This window comes from Mucilaginibacter sp. NFX135 (assembly GCF_048565145.1).
Lineage (GTDB): Bacteria > Bacteroidota > Bacteroidia > Sphingobacteriales > Sphingobacteriaceae > Mucilaginibacter.
In genome coordinates this window covers 4,756,169-4,774,704 of sequence record NZ_CP183412.1, presented here as the reverse complement: position 1 = coordinate 4,774,704, position 18,536 = coordinate 4,756,169, and the positions used below count along the sequence as shown (strand labels likewise).

General features: G+C 43.5%; 16 protein-coding genes. 9 read left to right on the top strand and 7 right to left on the bottom strand.

The genetic code is table 11. The features are described from left to right. Positions 1–15 precede the first annotated feature (15 nt). The 6 genes from ACNURT_RS19890 to ACNURT_RS19865 all read right to left on the bottom strand — a co-directional run bounded on the left by ACNURT_RS19890 (position 16) and on the right by ACNURT_RS19865 (position 7,228). Positions 16–609 carry a LutC/YkgG family protein gene (locus tag ACNURT_RS19890; protein WP_419699211.1) on the bottom strand — a complete coding sequence of 198 codons (594 nt, stop codon included), beginning with the start codon at positions 607–609 and terminating at the stop codon, positions 16–18. Further along, complete coding sequence (locus ACNURT_RS19885; RefSeq protein ID WP_419699210.1) at positions 606–1,991, bottom strand: lactate utilization protein B; 1,386 nt, start codon at positions 1,989–1,991, stop codon at positions 606–608. Before ACNURT_RS19885 ends, ACNURT_RS19890 begins: the two co-directional genes overlap by 4 nt. Further along, entirely contained in the window at positions 1,984–2,727 is a 744-nt protein-coding gene (locus ACNURT_RS19880; RefSeq protein WP_419699209.1) for a (Fe-S)-binding protein, read from the bottom strand. Before ACNURT_RS19880 ends, ACNURT_RS19885 begins: the two co-directional genes overlap by 8 nt. Before the next feature lie 363 nt (positions 2,728–3,090). Continuing rightward, complete coding sequence (locus tag ACNURT_RS19875) at positions 3,091–3,741, bottom strand: START domain-containing protein (protein ID WP_419699208.1); 651 nt, start codon at positions 3,739–3,741, stop codon at positions 3,091–3,093. A gap of 131 nt (positions 3,742–3,872) precedes the next feature. Further along, positions 3,873–6,551 carry a family 78 glycoside hydrolase catalytic domain gene (locus ACNURT_RS19870; protein ID WP_419699207.1) on the bottom strand — a complete coding sequence of 893 codons (2,679 nt, stop codon included), beginning with the start codon at positions 6,549–6,551 and terminating at the stop codon, positions 3,873–3,875. 455 nt (positions 6,552–7,006) lie between these two features. Then, positions 7,007–7,228, bottom strand: coding sequence for a YtxH domain-containing protein (locus ACNURT_RS19865; protein WP_419699206.1), 222 nt, complete (start codon positions 7,226–7,228; stop codon positions 7,007–7,009). A 331-nt stretch (positions 7,229–7,559) separates the two neighbouring features. Here ACNURT_RS19865 and ACNURT_RS19860 point away from each other — a divergent pair, with 331 nt between their 5' ends. The 6 genes from ACNURT_RS19860 (at position 7,560) to ACNURT_RS19835 (ending at position 13,619) form a co-directional block, all read left to right on the top strand. After that, on the top strand, positions 7,560–8,243 hold the full coding sequence (locus ACNURT_RS19860) for a YdcF family protein (protein WP_419699205.1): 684 nt from the start codon (positions 7,560–7,562) through the stop codon (positions 8,241–8,243). 43 nt (positions 8,244–8,286) lie between these two features. Further along, positions 8,287–8,988, top strand: coding sequence for a response regulator transcription factor (locus tag ACNURT_RS19855; RefSeq protein ID WP_370998911.1), 702 nt, complete (start codon positions 8,287–8,289; stop codon positions 8,986–8,988). Further along, positions 8,972–10,339, top strand: coding sequence for an ATP-binding protein (locus ACNURT_RS19850; RefSeq protein ID WP_419699204.1), 1,368 nt, complete (start codon positions 8,972–8,974; stop codon positions 10,337–10,339). The genes ACNURT_RS19855 and ACNURT_RS19850 overlap by 17 nt, the downstream gene beginning before the upstream one ends. A 104-nt stretch (positions 10,340–10,443) precedes the next feature. Then, positions 10,444–10,923 (top strand): hypothetical protein, encoded by a 480-nt coding sequence (locus tag ACNURT_RS19845; RefSeq protein ID WP_419699203.1) that lies wholly within the window; start codon positions 10,444–10,446, stop codon positions 10,921–10,923. A gap of 24 nt (positions 10,924–10,947) precedes the next feature. Next, complete coding sequence (locus ACNURT_RS19840) at positions 10,948–11,880, top strand: bestrophin family protein (protein ID WP_370998908.1); 933 nt, start codon at positions 10,948–10,950, stop codon at positions 11,878–11,880. Between the two features lie 449 nt (positions 11,881–12,329). Next, the gene (locus ACNURT_RS19835; RefSeq protein WP_419699202.1) at positions 12,330–13,619 is read left to right on the top strand and encodes an ArnT family glycosyltransferase; all 1,290 of its coding nucleotides are present in this window, start codon (positions 12,330–12,332) and stop codon (positions 13,617–13,619) included. 19 nt (positions 13,620–13,638) lie between these two features. On the opposite strand, the gene ACNURT_RS19830 is transcribed toward ACNURT_RS19835, so the two are convergent. Next, positions 13,639–14,730 (bottom strand): acyltransferase family protein, encoded by a 1,092-nt coding sequence (locus ACNURT_RS19830; RefSeq protein ID WP_419699201.1) that lies wholly within the window; start codon positions 14,728–14,730, stop codon positions 13,639–13,641. Positions 14,731–15,124: 394 nt separating this feature from the next. Between ACNURT_RS19830 and ACNURT_RS19825 the strand changes: the two genes are divergently transcribed. The 3 genes from ACNURT_RS19825 to ACNURT_RS19815 all read left to right on the top strand — a co-directional run bounded on the left by ACNURT_RS19825 (position 15,125) and on the right by ACNURT_RS19815 (position 18,474). Further along, the gene (locus ACNURT_RS19825; protein ID WP_370998905.1) at positions 15,125–15,865 is read left to right on the top strand and encodes a peptidase; all 741 of its coding nucleotides are present in this window, start codon (positions 15,125–15,127) and stop codon (positions 15,863–15,865) included. 98 nt (positions 15,866–15,963) lie between these two features. Continuing rightward, positions 15,964–16,812 (top strand): transglutaminase-like domain-containing protein, encoded by an 849-nt coding sequence (locus ACNURT_RS19820; RefSeq protein ID WP_419699200.1) that lies wholly within the window; start codon positions 15,964–15,966, stop codon positions 16,810–16,812. Positions 16,813–17,121: 309 nt separating this feature from the next. Then, entirely contained in the window at positions 17,122–18,474 is a 1,353-nt protein-coding gene (locus ACNURT_RS19815) for a DUF3943 domain-containing protein (protein ID WP_419699199.1), read from the top strand. Positions 18,475–18,536: the final 62 nt, after the last annotated feature.

Genomic DNA, 18,536 nt, shown 5'->3' with positions numbered 1-18,536 from the left:
TGTATTAAGAAGGGGCTATGTAAGGATGAACACGGAAAGGCTTCTGGGCCCATGCGCGCCAATTACCAATGATTGTTCAATGTCGGCGGTTTTGGATGGCCCGGAGATGAATACGCCATAACCATAATCGGCATAACCTATTTGGGCATAAGCTTGCGCCATTGTAGGTACGAGGGCATCTTTACTGATCACAACAGCCAGGTGCTGACTAATAAAGGGCAGCACCCGTATATTCATCTGGCTTTCTGTAAGCCATAAGGCGCCATTTTCGGTAACGCCAAGCTTTGATGCTAATATGGTCAACTCGGCATCGGCAAAGCTGTGTGATGATTCCTCCAGTACATTGCCCGCGTAGGTGTATTCATCCAGTTCCGGAATGCCCGATATGATCTTTACACCGTGTTTAAATTCCTTTTGCAGTATAGCTTTTATGGCCTCCAGATCTTTTACCTCATAAACAAAGCTGCCCCCGGCACTGGCTACACTGCTGTATTGCTGCACCAGGTTATCGGTATTTGCGGTTAGGGCGCTTAATATTTCCAGATCAGGCAGTGGGGAGTGGGCGAACTGATTTTTTTTAACCGCGGCTAATATTTTTTCCCTGCTCATTGTTTTCCTTCCTTTCTTTTGCTGTACCATTCGCCAAATGATTCTTCCGGTGCTTTGGGCATTTCGCGGTGTTTGTACCAGGGATTTAATCCATTATTAACCGCGAACGGAGCGTATTTAAATACCAGGCGGCCAACTTTTCCTCCCGACCTATACAACACGGGTGAGGATAGGGTAAAGGCCATAGCTTTCATAGCTATGGTTTTTGCAGTAGGACTATAGCCTTCTTTTACGATTACCTGTCGCCATTTATAAAGCTGGTCATGAATGTCGATTTTAACGGGGCATACGTTGCTGCATGAGCCGCAAAGTGTAGAGGCAAAAGGCAGGTCGGCATATTTTTTCATGTCGAGATTGGGCGCCAGTATGGAACCAATAGGACCTGCAACTGCGGTATGATAACTATGACCACCGCTTTTGCGATATACCGGGCAAGTGTTCATACAAGCCCCGCAACGGATGCATTTTAAGGAGTTGCGAAAATCCTCGCGCCCCAGTTGTACGCTCCGACCATTATCTACTATAACAATATGAATTTCGGTTCCCGACTGCGGTCTTTTGAAGTGACTGGAGTAGGTGGTAATAGGCTGTCCGGTAGCGCTGCGGGTGAGCAACCTTAAAAAAACGCCCAAATGTTTCCTTTCGGGAATGATCTTTTCTATCCCCATCGAAGCAATATGGATCTCGGCCAGGTGCGCGCCCATATCGGCATTGCCTTCGTTGGTGCATATCACAAATTCCCCGGTTTCGGCAACGGCAAAGTTAACGCCGGTAAGTGCCGCGCGACGTGTCAAAAACACTTCGCGTAAATGCTGGCGGGCGGTTTCAGTCAGGATCTTAGGATCTGATTCGCCTTTGGCCGAGCCTAAATGTTCGTGAAAAATATCACCTATCTCTTCCTTCTTTTTATGGATACAAGGGAGTACAATGTGACTTGGCGGCTCATTAGCCAGCTGTACAATACGTTCGCCCAAATCGGAGTCAATTACATCAATACCTTGTTCTTTGAGATATTCATTCAGGTGGCACTCTTCGGTCAGCATGGATTTGCTTTTGACCATGCGGTTAATACCACGCTCCTGTAATAGGCGGTGTACGATTTTGTTATGTTCTTCGGCATCGGCCGCCCAATGTACTATAATACCGTTGCTGATCGCATTAACCTCAAATTGCTCCAGGTAGGCACTCAAATTTGATAACACGTTGTTCTTGATCTGCGATGCGGTTTCTCTTAACAGTTCCCACTCCGGCAGCTTATGAGCCTGTATGTCGCGCTTCTGGCGCACCCACCATAAGGTTTCGTCGTGCCAGTCAACCCGTGGTTCATCCTGGTTAAAAATGCTGGCTAACTCGGCGTGACTTTTTGCTGTAACATTACTCATGGCTGTAGTGATTTAAAATTTCGGCCACGTGAATTACTTTAACATCGCTTTTTTGCCTGCGTAAAATGCCTTCCATGTGCATAAGGCAGGAAAGGTCGGCCGAGGTAATATATTGGGCGCCGTGTTCGATATGGTCGTCCACACGGTCTTTACCCATTTTCGAAGATACAGCTTCTTCTGCCACGCAAAACGTTCCTCCAAAACCACAGCAGTCATCCTGCCGGGTTAAAGGTACCAGTTCCAGTCCCTGAACCATATCCAATAATTGGGCGGGTTTGCTAAAAGCAGGGGCAACCAGCTCGCTCATTTGTGATATCCGCAATCCGCGCAAACCGTGACAGCTTTGGTGTAAACCTACCTTATAAGGGAAACGGGCTTTTAATTGTGTTACTTTTAATATATCTACCAAAAACTCGGTAAGCTCATACACCCGCTTACGGATTTCAACAGCCTGCTCTTCTTTTTCGGGTGAGTGTAAATGTTCTTTAATGTGCAGGGTACAACTGCCCGATGGGCATACGATATAATCATACCCCGAAAAATTATCAATAAACAAACTATTACAGCCGGTAGTTAGGTGTTCATAGCCGGAATTGGCCATGGGCTGCCCGCAACAGGTTTGATTTTTAGGATAGTGCACATCAACGCCAAGTTTCTCCAGTAATTCCAACGTGGCAATAGCTGCCTTGGGGTAAAACTGGTCAATATAACAGGGTACAAATAAAGCTACCTTCATTTTATAGTGTTTACTTTAATTGGTTAAAGCAATATTAGCGGTTATAAATTGTAAAACTATCATTAGGCGTCTGCAAGCATAACCACCACAAAATAGCTTATCCGGCAGGAATTACTTGCTATTGGTGAAGATGATTTACTTGCTATAAACGTAGCTTTAACAATTACATGCTAAACAACGAAATTACAGTTATAGGAGGCAACTGTTATCAGCTTTTTTTGCAAATGATTGACGGTAATTAGCGTGAATGTTCATTAGTTCACTGGTTCATTAGTTTATTGGTCTTGAAATTATTTAAACTTATCCTCCATTACTGCCATTTCAACACTAATGAACTAATGAACCAATAAACAAATGAACCAACTAATCCGTAATATAGGGCAGTTTAATATTCTTATAGGTCGGTTTCTGCAGTTGTACTTTTAGCTTTTTGAAGCTTTCTGTAGGTCCCTGGGTAATAAACATGTTAAGTAACCAGGCGGGGACATTGCCGCCGGCATCCAGGTGCAGGGTATATTCGATTTTTACATGGCTGCTGTCGATAGGTGTAATGATCCATTTACCTACCGAATGTTCAATACGTACAATACCGTCCTTACGTGCTACCATATCAGCCAAACAGGGGGCATCAACCGTAACCACTTTAGTTTTAGGGTCCTGGGTAACTTTGATGTGGGCAATAAAATCGCGGTTATGCAGGGGCCAGGGTATGGATACTTCGGAATAATAATATAGCTCTGAAGGTGATACCTGTTTGATCAGGTTAACAGATTTGGTATGATATACCCAATCTATACTGCCTTTGATGTCCAACAATACAGCAACCAATTGAGCGGCTGAGGCATTAAACTCACATTCTACTTTAATGGCTTTTACTTTTGAATCGGGCACATGCCTGGTATAAACCTTAACACCTTCTTTGTTAGTACTTAAGGCCCAGGGCTCTTCGGCATGGGTTATGTTGATCAACGAAAATGTAAGCAGCAGGACTAATAAAGTGACTTTTTTGTACATGATATAGAGCCGATATAATGTAACAAAAGTATATACAAAACAAGCCGGTTGATGAACCGGCTTGTCAGTAAAAGGTCATTTGGTGTTAAGCGAATGTAAATATGAAATATCTATGGCAATTGAAGTAATGATTATTTCACCTCAAAAACATAACTCCCTGCAATGGCCTGGTAAGGTCTTGAACTATTAAGCAGCTTGCCGCCCAGGTAAGTTTTACCTGCGGGTAGGGTTATGGTAGCGGTTGAATTGGCCGGTACGGTAACCTTGTAGGTTATACCATGATCGGTACGTTGCCATGAGGATATTATTTTGCCGTAAGGGCCATCATGAGTGGCTGTGAATTCATTAAGTCCGGCTACAAAGTGCGGCTGTAGCAGGATGTTTTTAAAACCTGGATGATCCTGATCTGTATGGATCCCCGCTATACCTTTATATAGCCAGGCGCCTATTTCCCCAAACATGATATGATTTAGCGAGATATCAGACTTAGCATCAATCTTCCAGTTCTCATACAGCGTAGTGGCCCCATTCACCATCCACCATCCCCAGGAAGGGAAAGTTTCCTGCGATGCTATTTTGTAAGCTGCATCCGGGTAGCCATTATCGCTCAAAGCACTTAAAATGGCTTTTGCGCCCAGGATCCCCACATCCAGATGATAATTATCGGCAGCTACACGCTGCGTCAGGTTAGCGGCCACTTTGCTTTTCAGGTTTTGCGGCACCACACCCCAATATAGCGGTACGCTTAATTCGGTTTGCAGACCTTTGCCATACATCCCGGTTTCGGTATTCAGATATTTGGCGTTGATAGCATTCTTGATCTTATTGGCCAGTGCCGAATACTTTATAAAATCAGCTTGTTTACCTAATATTTTGGCAGCTTTAGCCAGGATGCTGGCATCTGCATAATAATACACAGAAGAAGTCAACTCAACCGGCGATACAGACTTTACCGGCACCCAGTCTCCCAGACCCCAGGTGGTTAATCCGCTTGGGTAAAGCTCGTCAATATGATTTACATATTTCTCAATGCTGGTATAACTATCAGCCAGTAGTTTGCTATCGCCATAAAACAAATAAATATTCCAGGGGATAATAGCGATTGTGCTTGTCCAATCGGGGCCGTTGCCCCATTCATAGCCCCAGCCGCCGGTTGGGATAATAGATGGCAGCACACCATTGGGCTGCTGTTCATCGCGATGGTCGGCCAGCCATTTTTCGTAAATGGTAATGGCGTCAAAATTATACAACCCGGTTTCGCTGGCAATATGTGCGTCGCCGGTCCAACCATTCTTTTCGCGCTGCGGGCAATCGGTAGGATAGCCAAACAGGTTACTGAGGTAGGAGTTATTGGTAGCGCTCCAGATCTGGTTGATAGTTTTGTTTGACGATGTTACTGTGCCTATGGGGGCCACATCGCTATGCATAAAATAAGCTTTCAGGCTTTCTTTGCTCAGTTCAACAGGTTTGCTGCTGCTTACCTCTATGTATTGAAAACCCTTATAGTTAAACTTAGGCATAAAGGTTTCTTCGCCTTTACCACTCAAAATAAAGATGTCGGTTTGAAAAGGGTCTTTATCATCCGTAGGACGATAATGCAGGTCGATGTTGGATTGATCCACATGACCATTTTTATTCAATCGCTCAGCATGTTTCAGGCGGATCACGGTACCCGAATCGCCTTTAACGGTAATCTTACTCACGCCTGATATGTTGCGGCCGATATCAAATACCCACAGGTTATCGTCAATTTTGGTGATGCTTTTGGCAGCTATTTCTTCCACATTGCGGATAGGCTGCAGACTTTGCGCCACAATATTTTGTGACGGAGCCGAGCGGTTAATAACCTGTTTCCAGGCACTGTCTATAAAGTTGGGTGTATTCCAACCGGGTTGTTCTTTGCGGGCATCGTAGTGTTCGGCAGTGTAAATGCTGTTAAAAACGATAGGACTTAGTGACGTTTTCCATTGTGTGTTGGACGACACGGTTTCGACAGAACCATCGGTATAAGTAATGCGCAGATCCATACAAAACGTTGGGCGGCCGCGCCATGGCGCCTGGTGAAAATACCATACCGCTGTGCTCTGGTGGTTATACCAACCATTGCCGAGTAATACTCCAATGGCGTTCTTACCATTTTGCAACTGCGCGGTAACATCATAGGCTACATACAGGGTGCGCCTGTCAAACCGGGTGTACATCGGGTCGAGACGGTGGTTGCCGATCTTTTGCCCGTTGATATATAATTCATAAAGGCCAGCTACGGCGATATAGGCCCTTGCCGAGCGAATTTGTTTAGCTACTTTAAATGTATGCCGAAAGTAAGGGGCAGGGTTTACCGCTATACCTTTATTATCGCTTATCCAGGAGCCTTTCCAGTTGCGCATATCCATCATCCCGGTTTCAAAACTGGCTACGGCCGATGGCAGGAGTTTTTTACCGGTCTGATCCCATAGCTGCACGCGCCAGTAATATTTGGTAAATGGCTGTAATGGCTTACCCTGGTAATTGACCAGGTTTGCTGAGGACACCACCTTGCTGGTTTGCCAGCTATCGCCTTTACCATTGCTTACGCCTGTAGAATCGGTGCCAACGGTAAGTTGATAAGCGGTTTGGGCTGCGCCTTGCCTGTCATCAGTCATTAACCAACTTAAACGTGGATGCCGGGAATCGATACCAATAGGATTGATGAGATGTTCACATTGTAAACCTGCTGCTTTACCGGGTGTACCGGCTAAGCTTGGGTTAGCGATGAGAAAATTAAACAGTAAAGCAATGTAAAGCGCGGGCTTACATAAAAATGATTTCATATAATGCAATAAAGCGGTTTATAAAGGTAAGCAAGATAATTCAAGGGGCTTGCAGCAATGTTAAGCTGATATTTTTATTTACGCAACCCTAACTGTCCTGAGGTGTTGGTGAAGGTATGGCGAAGATGCCTCAGCCCGTCTGCAAAAGCCCCCTCTAAATCTCCCCCAAAGGGGGAGACCTCAAAAGAATATTTTAAAGCCCTCTCCTTTGGAGAGGGTTGGGTGAGGCTTTTGCTTCGTACCTCGCAATGACGCATGGGGAAAAACTTTCCAAAGGCCCCCGGCCGAAGTATTACCACCTATCCGCCATTAATTACATGATAAGGCAATTTAGCTGCGTCTGTCTTGTGTTGTATCAGTGCCGGGAGCGATTCCGTTTTGGTATTTTTAGGCCATAGCCAGCCGTAAGGCTATCACCTAAAAAGAATATGATGCATAATAATGCAATAGCTGTTTTAGAACCTGTTGTTGTCTCGGAAGTTATCTCTGAAATTTTGAGTGCGTACGGCTATTTGCTCCAACGTAAGTTCGCCGTATTTTTTTGCACGATCCATCCATTCAGGCCCGTTCTCTGTAAGATCGTCAATGATCGATTTACCATCCGGCCCCTTTTTGGTAACATAGTTTATGCCGTAAGCAACTGCTGCGCCAACGACAAGAAATTTTAGTAAGCCCATAATCTAAATTTTATTGTTTTTATGACAATGATGATGCCAGTTTGTTACATACATAAGTTAAGCGAAAATCAAGGTTTACACATTATATCAATGATTTGTATTTAATATTATTGATTTAAATAACTTAAATGCATGTTAATCATGAATTATGTATAGGTATTAACAGTGAATAAATGATTTCTTGTTTTTTTTGTGATATCTGATTCTGATATCCTGACTCTAAATTTTAATTACTTTTACGGCTAAAGTATACCGGTATATGTTTTTTATCCTGTCGAAAATATTAGCATTCTTGCTTTTTCCCCTGTTGTATATATTTGTTTTACTGCTAATGGCGGTTTTAGCAAAGAATATAAAACGTAAACGTAAATACCTGCTTTGGGGTATTGGGCTGCTTTATTTTTTTTCTAACCCGTTTCTGATCAACCGGCTTGCCCGGGCCTGGGATATAGCGCCTGCCGAACTTGAAAAAAATAAAACATACAGCGCGGCTATTGTACTGGGTGGTTTCGCATCGGATGATAAGGAGGGGAGGGGTATGTTTAGCTCTGCGTCCGACAGATTTATACAAGGCGTCCTTTTACAAAAGACAGGCAAGGTAAAATATATTTTAATTTCAGGAGGTAATGGTAATTTAAACCCATCAGCTTTCCGGGAAGGAGCCTGGGCCAGATATCAATTGCAAGCTGCGCAAATACCGGATAGCTGCATCCTGATAGAAGATCAGTCGCGCAATACCCTGGAAAATGCATCGTTGACCAAAACTTTACTTCAAAAGCATGGGCAGCGGGGGCCGTATTTACTGGTAACCTCCGCTTTTCATATGCGGCGATCGGCACGGATCTTTAAAAAAATGGGCGTTGATGTAATACCATACCCTTGTAATTATATTGCCGGAACCGGCGACTTTAGCTTAAGCGAGTTTGTGCCGAGTGCTGATGCACTAAATAAATGGAATACCTATATCAAAGAAATAATTGGCCTTGCAGTTAACTATATCTCAGGACGCGGTTAGTACGCTATGGCGCCTGGAGATAATCATTTATACAAATTAATATATGGGGATATTACTGGTTGAGGATGAACCTAACGTGGTATCGGTAATAAAACGAGGACTTGCAGAATTTGGTTACGAAGTAAGTGTGGCAGGTAATGGCGCAACAGGTTTGCAAATGGCGCTTGACCATGATTTTGATCTGGTGATATTGGATGTGATGCTACCCGTAATGGATGGCATACAAGTATGTAAGCTCATCAGACAGCAAAAACAAGCCATGCCTGTTATAATGCTTACCGCGCTTGACTCCACCGAAAATATTGTGAACGGTTTAGATAGCGGCGCCGATGATTACCTGGTAAAACCCTTCAAAATTGCCGAACTGGCTGCGCGCCTACGTACTTTGCTGCGTCGTAAAAGCGGCGAGCAGCAGTCTAAAAATAACCTATTTACAATCAGCGACCTGGAACTTAACGCCGAATCAAAAATAGCTTACCGTAACCAGGAACCATTAAAGCTCACAGCTACGGAGTACAGGCTACTGGAGTATTTTGTAAAGAATCAGAAAAAGGTATTGTCGCGGATCCAAATATTGGAAAGCGTGTGGGATATTGATTTTAATATGGGTACTAATGTGGTTGATGTATATGTAAATTATCTGCGCAAGAAACTGGAAAAAGGTGGTGGTTCCAAACTCATACATACGGTTTTTGGTATGGGATATATCATGAAAGAGGGAGAACCCGATGAAAATACAAAGTAAAATAACCCTATTGTTCCTGTTGCTGTCTGGTGCAATATTGTTATTGCTCAATATCACCGTTTTTTACCTGGTATACCGGTTTGGTTTCGACGATTTTTTTAAACGGTTGGAAGCCCGCGTTAATATCTCGGCCGAGGTAAACATTTTTCCGAGTGCCAGAAGCAGAGCCTACCAGGAAGTGCGCAATAAATATCTGGAGCGGCTGGAAGCTGAAAAGATGTATTTTTTTAATATCGATACACTAAGCAGGGTTCATATTAACGGGGGGATCGATAAAAATAGTGAACTGATTAAAAACATCTTGAAGGATAATGCAGCGCGCTATAAGGCTGACAATATTTTTTATGCTGGTAAAGTATTTAAAAAAGACAATAACAGATACATCGTTATCGTTTCGGCTACAGATCCATCGGGTTTTCAGGAGTTAAAAGATCTGCAAAAAATATTGATCTACGGGTTTCTTGTTGCCATGATACTGGTTTATTTTATAGGTAAGATATTCTCCTTTTATACCTTTCAGCCCATACGACGTATCATTAACAATGTTAAAAATATAACGGCCAACAATCTGCACTTCAGGCTGGATGAGCTCAGTGGTAAGGATGAGGTAGCCGAACTTTCCTATACCTTCAATGACATGCTTAACCGCCTGGAAACAGCCTTTGAAACACAGAATAACTTTGTAAGCAATGCCTCGCATGAGCTGCGTACACCCTTAACCATCATCAGTACCGAAGCTGAACTGGCCTTGAGTAAAACCGATGCCAGCCCGGAACAGCGTGAGGTGTTTGGTACCATTTATTCAGAAGCTGAAAAGCTGCGCCAGATACTGAATAGCTTATTGGCTCTTGCCCAATCGGGTTTCGACGGTAAAAAACAGCGCTGGGAAAGCATCCGGATAGATGAACTCCTGATGACCGCTTCAGAATCTATTAAAAAGATCAATACCGATAGTAATATACAGATCGATCTGGAAGATATGCCGACCGATGAACGTCTGCTTTATGTAAGTGGTAACAGCAATTTACTGCGTTTGGCCGTTACCAATATCATCAGTAATGCCTGCAAATATTCAGACAACCGTATGGTGAAAATAAGGTTGCTGGCCGAAAATAATAAAGTAATTATCTCTGTCACCGATCAGGGTATCGGCATTCCCGAAAGCGAACTACAGCATATTTTTGAGCCCTTTTTCAGGGCCTCCAATACGCATAGCTACGAGGGGCACGGAGTAGGCCTGCCTTTAACACTCAATATTATACGCCTGCACAGGGGCAGCATAGGTATTCGCTCTGATGTTGGCAAGGGCACCGAGATCAAGATTTTTTTGCCGGTGGATGCATCGGTGTAAAACTCTAATCAAATTCTAATAACTTTCTTAGATCATCCTAATTATTGGGGGCTACACTTGTATCAAACAAAGTTGTACAAGTTAAACCATTAAATAATTACGATATGAAAACGCTGTTCATCCCCACCGATTTTACGTACCAATCGCTTCAAAGTATCCCGAACATAGCCCAGCAATATTATCCGCAAAAAGTAGACATCAGACTGGTACACATGCTGAAAATTACCGATAACATAGGCGAACTGCTCATGCTGTCGCGCCGCTCGGCCGAGTATAAACATATCCCCGATAATTTTTATATCCGCTGCCGCGAAATGGAGAAAGATTTCAGCCACCTGATCAACCGCATCCATATTGATATTTTTTATGGAAGTACGGTAGCCGTTTTTAATAACTACCTGGATGCCCATGAAGTGGATGCCATAGTGCCGCCGCATGATAATTACAAATTACTTTTTAAAAACAGCATCAATCCCGAAGTACTGATAGAAAAATGCGGAACGCGCGTACTTGCCAACACAGAAACAGCCGGTGTAATGGCAAACCTTATTGCCGAAGAACCAGAATTGATAGAACAACAGTAATTAACCCCTTAATTATTAAACATTATGCTACTGAAAGAAAACATCCCGGTTACTTATGTATTCGGAAAAATAAAAAAAGAACTCATCCTGGTGGCCATTTATTCGTCGGCTATTTATTTAGTGCACCAATACTATAATTTAAAAGAGGTATCTATCCCCTTAACGGTGCCTACTATATTGGGTACTATTATATCCCTGCTGCTGGCCTTTCGGTCAAACCAGGCGTATGACCGTTGGTGGGAAGCCCGCATTTTATGGGGCGGCATCGTGAATGATTGCCGCACCTTTACCCGCCAGGTACTCACTTTTGTTGATAGTAGTTACGATGGCGAAGAAAAATGGGCCCTCAAAGAGCGGATAGTAAAACGGCAAATAGCCTGGTGCTACAGCCTGAGCCGCCATTTGCGTAAACAGGATGCTAAACAAAACCTGGAGGCTTTTTTGAGCGATGACGACATCAAAAATATTCGCAATGTGGAGCATGTGCCGCTGGCCCTGAATGAGTTACAAGGGCATGATTTGCGTACCCTGTACAAATTAGGCTGGATCAACGAATACCAGCAAGTAGCGATGGACGGTACCCTAACCGGTTTTATGAATACGATGGGCGGCTGCGAGCGGATCAAAAATACCGTGTTCCCGGCTACATACAGTGTGTATATACACTGGCTGGTGCTGTTTTTTGTATTGCTGCTGCCTTTTAGCCTGATGGAGTTTTTTGGCATATTGCAGGTACCCCTGGTGATCGCTATTTCGTCGGCATTTTTTCTGATCGAGAAAATGGCTATTCATTTGCAGGATCCATTTGAGAACATGCCGACCGATACCCCAACCACCACCATCAGCAGGAAAATTGAGCAGGACCTGAAGCAAATGCTGAAAGACGAAATGCCCCAGGTGACCGATATGGTGACCAACCATCAGCAACAAAAACAGGCGGTGTTCTATATTTTGTAACCAGAGCTTGAAAACTTTTTAAACCTTGAATTTTAACACTTTTCGGTCCTGAAATGAGACGAAAATGGTTCAAAAACTGTTGAAAAAAAATCGATTTTAACACTTTTTAACAAATTTTAAGACGCTTTTGATACGCTTTGAAAAGTTTAAAAAGTATTAAGGAGTTGTATATAGTTGATTGTATATTAAACGGTTGGTTTTTGGTTCTCCTGTTGCCTTAACCAAACAGCCCGGCACCCTTGAGAAAGGTGCCGGGCTGCCGTTTGGTATAAATATACGAAAAATAGTCTGAAGTCAGAAGTCTTTAGTTCTGAGTAAGTAAAAAATGGCCTATCGTCGATACTATCACCGGCACGGACTCAGACCAAAGCAAATCTCTTGTTCTTTATCTTCAGAAAAAGCATTAAATTGCCCTACCTTCATGGCTTGACGGCACCTGCTAACCTGGTATGACTATTAAATTTAAGCGTAATCCCTTTCTTCTTTTTTTACCATTCCTGCTGTATTACGTTTATTATATCCTGAAACACAAATGGCCTGTTTTATACGGCGATGAGCCCCGGTATATTGGTTTCGCGGAAAACCTGCTGCACGGCTTTTATTCGCCGCAGGCTCCCGGTATTAACTTGTGGAATGGCCCCGGGTATCCTATAGCACTGATGCCCTGTGCGGCACTGCATCTGCCTGTTATATTTTACGCCTTGTTTAACGCCCTGTTTTATTATTTATCCATTATTTTTCTTTATAAAGCTTTAACCTGTGTAGCCCACGAACGGATAGCCCTGTTTTTTGCTATCATATGGGCGTTTTATTTTAATATTTACACGTATTTGCCGGCTGTTCTTACCGAAATATTTTCGGCTTTTCTCATCTCGGCGTTTGTTTATGGTGTGGTATTATTTTATAAGGGTGGCAAGATTAAGCACCTTATACTATCGGGGTTTTTGCTGGGCTTTTTAGCCTTAACTAAAATTATTTTTGGCTATGTATTGCTGGGCGGATTATTGGTATGCCTGGTCCTTTTAATTTTCGGTAAAGCAAAAAGGAATTATCAAAGCTCCCTGTATATCATTCTGATAGCCTTTATAACCACAACACCTTATCTTATGTACACTTATAGCCTAACTGGCAGGTTTTTTTATTGGGGAAACTCCGGTGGTATGAGCTTGTATTGGATGAGTACTCCCGATAACCTGGAGTACGGCGATTGGAAACTGCCCGGCTTAACCAACCTGATGTCGCCGCAGCCTTTTAATACTACCGAAGGCGATTCATTGCTGAAGGCCAATCATTCGGCGGAGATCGCTTCGATCTTAAAACACCAGGGCGTTGAGCAGGATGACCTGTTTAAAGAGGCGGCGATCAGAAACATCCGTTCGGCGCCTAAAAAGTTTATTAAAAACTATTTTTATAACCTTTCACGCATGCTGTTTGATTTTCCGTATTCCTACTCATACCAGATCCCGCAAACCATTACCAATATTATTACCGGATCCTTAGTGTTTTGGGCTGGTATAATGGCTTTAATAGTAAGTGTGAGCAATTGGCGAAGAATCAATTATGCGCTGAAATTCGTCATGCTCATTTTCATGCTGTATTTTTTCATCAGCGGATTGGTTAGCGCTTACGCACGGCAGTTTGATGTGATGATACCGGTAGTACTCTTTTGGATAGCCTATATGGCAGATAAACTTCCAAAGGCCAATCTGCGGTTTACAACAGAACCCGTAAGAGAATAAATGAGTTTAAATTCAAAACCTAAACGCCCTGTTTCCTTTTATTAGTCAAATACCTCCGTACCGGGATATCATATATTACCATCACCAAATAGGCTATACCTACCAGCAGGATCGCCGATATCGAAATAATCAATGCCAATTGGTCGGGGCCCGGCTTATGTGCGGCGTAATAGTTGCCAAACATCCACATTACCGCGTAATGGGTCATATATAGCGGGTAGGATATATTCCCGGCGAATACACATAGTTTTTTTATGCCTTGTGTTAATACGGCTCCCGCGCCCAGGGCAATCAGTAGCGGGAAGTAAAAGATTACTACCAACGATTCGGTAAGCCAGTTCCATTGAGCAGAGAAAGGCATCAGAAAAGCGAAGGCCAGCAGCACTGCCAGGCCTAAAAATCCCAGTTTGTTTTTGATGATCCAATTGAAGCGGTATATCAGCAAACCGGCTAAAAACGAATAGCTTATGCGGGCGCCGCCGTCCCAAAAGTTACCCTTACCCCAGCCACCCATCAGGTTCCCGGAGTGCCGCGCCACAAAACAAATACCCAGTGCCGCCAATATAGCAAGTACAAGCAGCACACGCTTATGAACGCGGCAAAGCACAAAGGCATAAACAATATTGGCTATATACTCCCAAAATAGCGACCATGCAGGTGCGTTAAAACCAAACTGGTTAAAATAGCGGTCACTCATTACCGGGAAAGGGATAAGCAGTACAGACAGTAAAAATAGCAGTATCAGCCTGCCGGCGTTGTACAGCTCAGGATGACCGCCAAAGGGATCAAACAAAAAAGCTAACAAACCCAATACCGAACCGAAAATAACCAGGGGATGCAGCCTGATGATCCTTGATTTAAAAAACTCCATGACACCCATTTTTCCGATGCGGTCGTCATAAGCATACCCGATCACAAAGCCCGACAGGCAAAAGAAAAAATCGACCGCCAGAAAGCCATGGCCAATAAAGTTTTGGCTGTAATCGGAGTAAGCTATCTCCATAAAATGGAAGGTCACCACGGCGAAAGCTGCTACTCCGCGCAGTCCGTCCAGAATTTCAAAGTGTTGTTTGGTTTTTAGTACTTCAGGATTAAGTTTGTGTTCGGTCATTGATGTTTGTTTTATTCAGGTAAAGCAGGTGCGCCGGGGTTATGCGCAAAAGTTCAAGAATACCGAATAATAACGATTTAGCCAACAAAAATTTAAATTGAATAGGATCGCATGCAGAATTTAGATTTTCGGCTAAAAGCCATTTTATATACTTGAATTTAACCGTTGGCTGAAGCCAAACGGCAATGAATAAAGGCTCATGTTGAAATAATTTCAAAATTCATTGCCGTCCCCATTTATGGGACGGGGGTTAAAATTTAAAGGCGGCTTTAGCCGAATCAATGATAAGCTTTAAAATCCCTTTCCAAAACCAATTTGCTCATTAATCCTATAATCTCCCTTTATTTAATTACTTTGGTGGTTTCGGAATTTTAACGCGTTACGTTTTTTTAAGATGACCTATTGTCTGGGAATTAAAGTTAAAGAGGGGTTGCTGGCTATTGCCGATACCCGCATTACTACGGGAACTGATACTACTGTAAAAAAGAAGATCACCATAGCACAAAAAGATCATTTTTCACTTTTTATCATGACCAGTGGTTTACGCTCGGTAAGGGATAAGGCCATTACTTACTTTACCGAACAGCTGGAAACCCGGGAGTTTAACAAGTTGTACAAAGCCGTAAATGCCTTTGGCGAAAAGGTAAAATTGGCGGCTGTGGAAGACAAGGTTGCGCTGGAGCAGGCGGGTTTTAAGTTTGATCTGAATACCATTATTGGCGGACAGTTGCAAGATGATGATGAACACAAGTTGTTTTTGCTTTATCCGGAGGGTAATTGGGTGGAGCTGGGCGAGGGTTCACCTTATGTGGTTATCGGGAACGCGGCGCATGGCAAGGCCATTTTAAACCGTACGCTTACCGAAAATTCGAGCCTGAAACTGGCGCTTAAAACAGGTTTTCTGTCGTTTGATTCGACAAGGGTAAGCGCCAATAACGTGGATTTTCCGATTGATGTGGTGCTTTATAAAAAAGATAGTTTTGAGCTGGTGGAGCAACGCTATGAGAAAAAAGACCTGGAGTTTATATCGGCGCAATGGGCCGAAGAACTGAAGAACGCGCTTAACCATGTTTCGGAAGCCTGGATGGATCCTGCATTTGAAAAGCTAAACGAAATTAAAATTAAGACGGAATGATTTTTGGAGCAAGATTTTTGGAATAAAGAGCAAGAATTTTTGGAGCCAGGATCATAAAAATTCACAAATTCATTAAATCACTAACTCAGTAATTAATTATGAAGTTCAATGTGTTTACCCAAATGCAGTATGAGGCACAGTCGGAAGGCACATTGGTATTAAATATTCATGCTTTGCGTACACCAAATCAATTGGTACTGAGCGAAGAACTCACCATAGATCCGTACCACAAAGCCGAAGAATTAACGGCCATACAGGGCGAAAGCCGGCTGATGCGGGTTGAACTGACCGAACCTTGCGCATTAAAAATTACTTACCGGGCACTGGTTGATAATTGTTATGAGTTGTATGACTTTAGCGATTTACCTGAAGCATTGGTTTCGCAACTGCCTGCTCATGTGTTGCATTATTTGAACCCGAGCCGCTATTGCCAGTCGGATAAATTATACCGTTTGGCACATAATCTGTTTGGGCATATTACTAATCCGTTTGAGCAGGTGGCCACCCTTACCAACTGGATACATCAAAATGTGCAATACCTGAGTGGCTATAGTAACGCGCAAACATCTGCCTTTGACACCGTAACCGAGCAAGTAGGGGTCTGTCGTGATTTTGCCCATTTGGGGATTGCCTTATGCCGGGCGCTCACCATACCGGCACGTTATTTTACAGGCTATGCTTATCACCTGAAACCTGCCGACTTTCACGCCTGCTTTGAAGCTTACCTGGGTAGTAGTTGGGTGCTTTTTGATGCTACCAGGCTGGTGCCGCTCAATGGTTTGATCAAGATAGCTACTGGCCGGGATGCAGCCGATACCGCCATAGCCAATATTTTTGGCGATATTAATTTTACCACCATGGAGGTTAGCTGTGAGCTGGTGGAAGCCGAAAATTTTGAGCCGTTTTATTATAAAGCGGATGAATTTAAAGGGCTGATATACTTATAAGCCTGACCATTTCTTTCCCGGTTTTTTAAGTCGGGGTTGAACAGGCGTTGCCTGATTATTAATCTAAAGTTAAATTCAGCTAAATTTAATTGGGCGCGATCAAAAACAATTTTCCCGGTTATTATCTTTTGAGTTATAGTTTATACAACTCTTTGATATTATGATGCTGGTATATCGGTACTGATAACGATTGGTGGGTGCGGGTAGAAGATACATCATCGTCGCAATTTGTTTTAAATGGATCTTACCCATACCCGTTTTACAAGATCAAGGTGGCTCATATTGCTTTTAATTTTTGTTATAAGCGCAATGCATCTTTATGGGCAAGTGCCGTTTCGTAAGCTTCCGGTTGTCGGCAGTAAAGCTCAGGATAATTTCCGCGATACATTGATCAAAAAGAAGTTTGGACGTGCGGCCGGTGAGTTAATGCTTGCCGAATTGATCCCCTGGACTTTTGATCGTTATGTTGCCAATAAAGATTACGCGCGCATCTCCTGGAAAACTGTTGGCCATAACCTGAATCCCGGCAGCTGGACCTGGGATAACGATCCTTTTCAAACCAATCAGTTTGGGCATCCTTATCACGGCGGTATGTTTTACAGCGCGTTCCGGAGCAACGGCTACAGTTTCTGGCAATCGGTCCCGGCAACAGCAGCCGGCAGTTACCTTTGGGAAACCTTTGCCGAAAACCAGGCTCCGGCACCCAATGATTTTATCAATACCAGTTTCGGTGGCATTGTACTGGGCGAAATGACTTACCGCTTCTCCAACAAAATCGTGAATAACCGGCAGCGTGGTTTTAAACGGCAGGCACAGGAAGTGCTTGGGTTTTTAGTTAACCCCATGAACGGACTTAACCGCCTGCTGGATGGTAAATGGGGTAAGGTTTATGGAAACCCTAAGGACCGCGACTCCACCCATATCAGCGCCGAGCTCGATATAGGACTGCGTAATGTAAATACCAGCGGCAGCAAAAGTTTACCCACCAGCGGGCGTTTTGGCTGGTATGGCCGGGCCAGGTTGCTATACGGCGATCCTGCCGAAGATCTGAAAAGTCCCTTCAGCAACATAGCAGTTACGGCCGAGTTTGGGCAGGACGACAGTACCAATGTAAACGTGATCAGCGTGTACGGATCACTTGCCGGCTGGGATATCTCGTTAAAGGATAATATTAGAAACCTGCTTATCCTATCGGCCAATTACGATTATATCCACAACCAGGCATTTTTTTATGGCGGGCAAAGTGTTAAGTTCAACATGCTATCGGAATACAGGCTAAGCAAAAGGCTAAAGATCAACACCTCGTTTGGCGCGGGGCCGATATTGCTGGCCGCTATACCCGATCCTTATCTTTTTAAAGGGCGTAATTATGACTATGGGCCTGGTTTTGCTATTAATGGGGGAGGTACTATCAGTATTTTTGATAAGATATTTTATGGTATTAATTACAGGGGCGGCTGGGTTATAACGGTTAACGGCAATAATTCACACTACTTTCTACACACGTTTTCGAGCGAGTTGAGTTATATGTTTATCAAAGGTTTTTCTATTTGTGCCGAGCCTGGCTACTTCCGACTGGAGGGAAACTACAAAAATCACCCGGATGTGGACAAAACTTATCCTTACCTCCGGTTTTCGACCAGGTATAGCGTGAATTTTTAAGAAAATAAAAGAAGAAAATTTGACGTCGCGGGCAGATTCGAACTGCCGTAGAAGGTTTTGCA

Coding starts and splice junctions, on each gene's coding strand:
- ACNURT_RS19880 (WP_419699209.1), bottom strand. CDS start 2,727: ATGAAGGTAGCTTTATTTGTACCCTGTTATATTGACCAGTTTTACCCC.
- ACNURT_RS19820 (WP_419699200.1), top strand. CDS start 15,964: ATGAAGTTCAATGTGTTTACCCAAATGCAGTATGAGGCACAGTCGGAA.
- ACNURT_RS19845 (WP_419699203.1), top strand. CDS start 10,444: ATGAAAACGCTGTTCATCCCCACCGATTTTACGTACCAATCGCTTCAA.
- ACNURT_RS19835 (WP_419699202.1), top strand. CDS start 12,330: ATGACTATTAAATTTAAGCGTAATCCCTTTCTTCTTTTTTTACCATTC.
- ACNURT_RS19875 (WP_419699208.1), bottom strand. CDS start 3,741: ATGTACAAAAAAGTCACTTTATTAGTCCTGCTGCTTACATTTTCGTTG.
- ACNURT_RS19890 (WP_419699211.1), bottom strand. CDS start 609: ATGAGCAGGGAAAAAATATTAGCCGCGGTTAAAAAAAATCAGTTCGCC.
- ACNURT_RS19840 (WP_370998908.1), top strand. CDS start 10,948: ATGCTACTGAAAGAAAACATCCCGGTTACTTATGTATTCGGAAAAATA.
- ACNURT_RS19855 (WP_370998911.1), top strand. CDS start 8,287: ATGGGGATATTACTGGTTGAGGATGAACCTAACGTGGTATCGGTAATA.
- ACNURT_RS19865 (WP_419699206.1), bottom strand. CDS start 7,228: ATGGGCTTACTAAAATTTCTTGTCGTTGGCGCAGCAGTTGCTTACGGC.
- ACNURT_RS19885 (WP_419699210.1), bottom strand. CDS start 1,991: ATGAGTAATGTTACAGCAAAAAGTCACGCCGAGTTAGCCAGCATTTTT.
- ACNURT_RS19870 (WP_419699207.1), bottom strand. CDS start 6,551: ATGAAATCATTTTTATGTAAGCCCGCGCTTTACATTGCTTTACTGTTT.
- ACNURT_RS19825 (WP_370998905.1), top strand. CDS start 15,125: ATGACCTATTGTCTGGGAATTAAAGTTAAAGAGGGGTTGCTGGCTATT.
- ACNURT_RS19815 (WP_419699199.1), top strand. CDS start 17,122: ATGCATCTTTATGGGCAAGTGCCGTTTCGTAAGCTTCCGGTTGTCGGC.
- ACNURT_RS19830 (WP_419699201.1), bottom strand. CDS start 14,730: ATGACCGAACACAAACTTAATCCTGAAGTACTAAAAACCAAACAACAC.
- ACNURT_RS19850 (WP_419699204.1), top strand. CDS start 8,972: ATGAAAATACAAAGTAAAATAACCCTATTGTTCCTGTTGCTGTCTGGT.
- ACNURT_RS19860 (WP_419699205.1), top strand. CDS start 7,560: ATGGCGGTTTTAGCAAAGAATATAAAACGTAAACGTAAATACCTGCTT.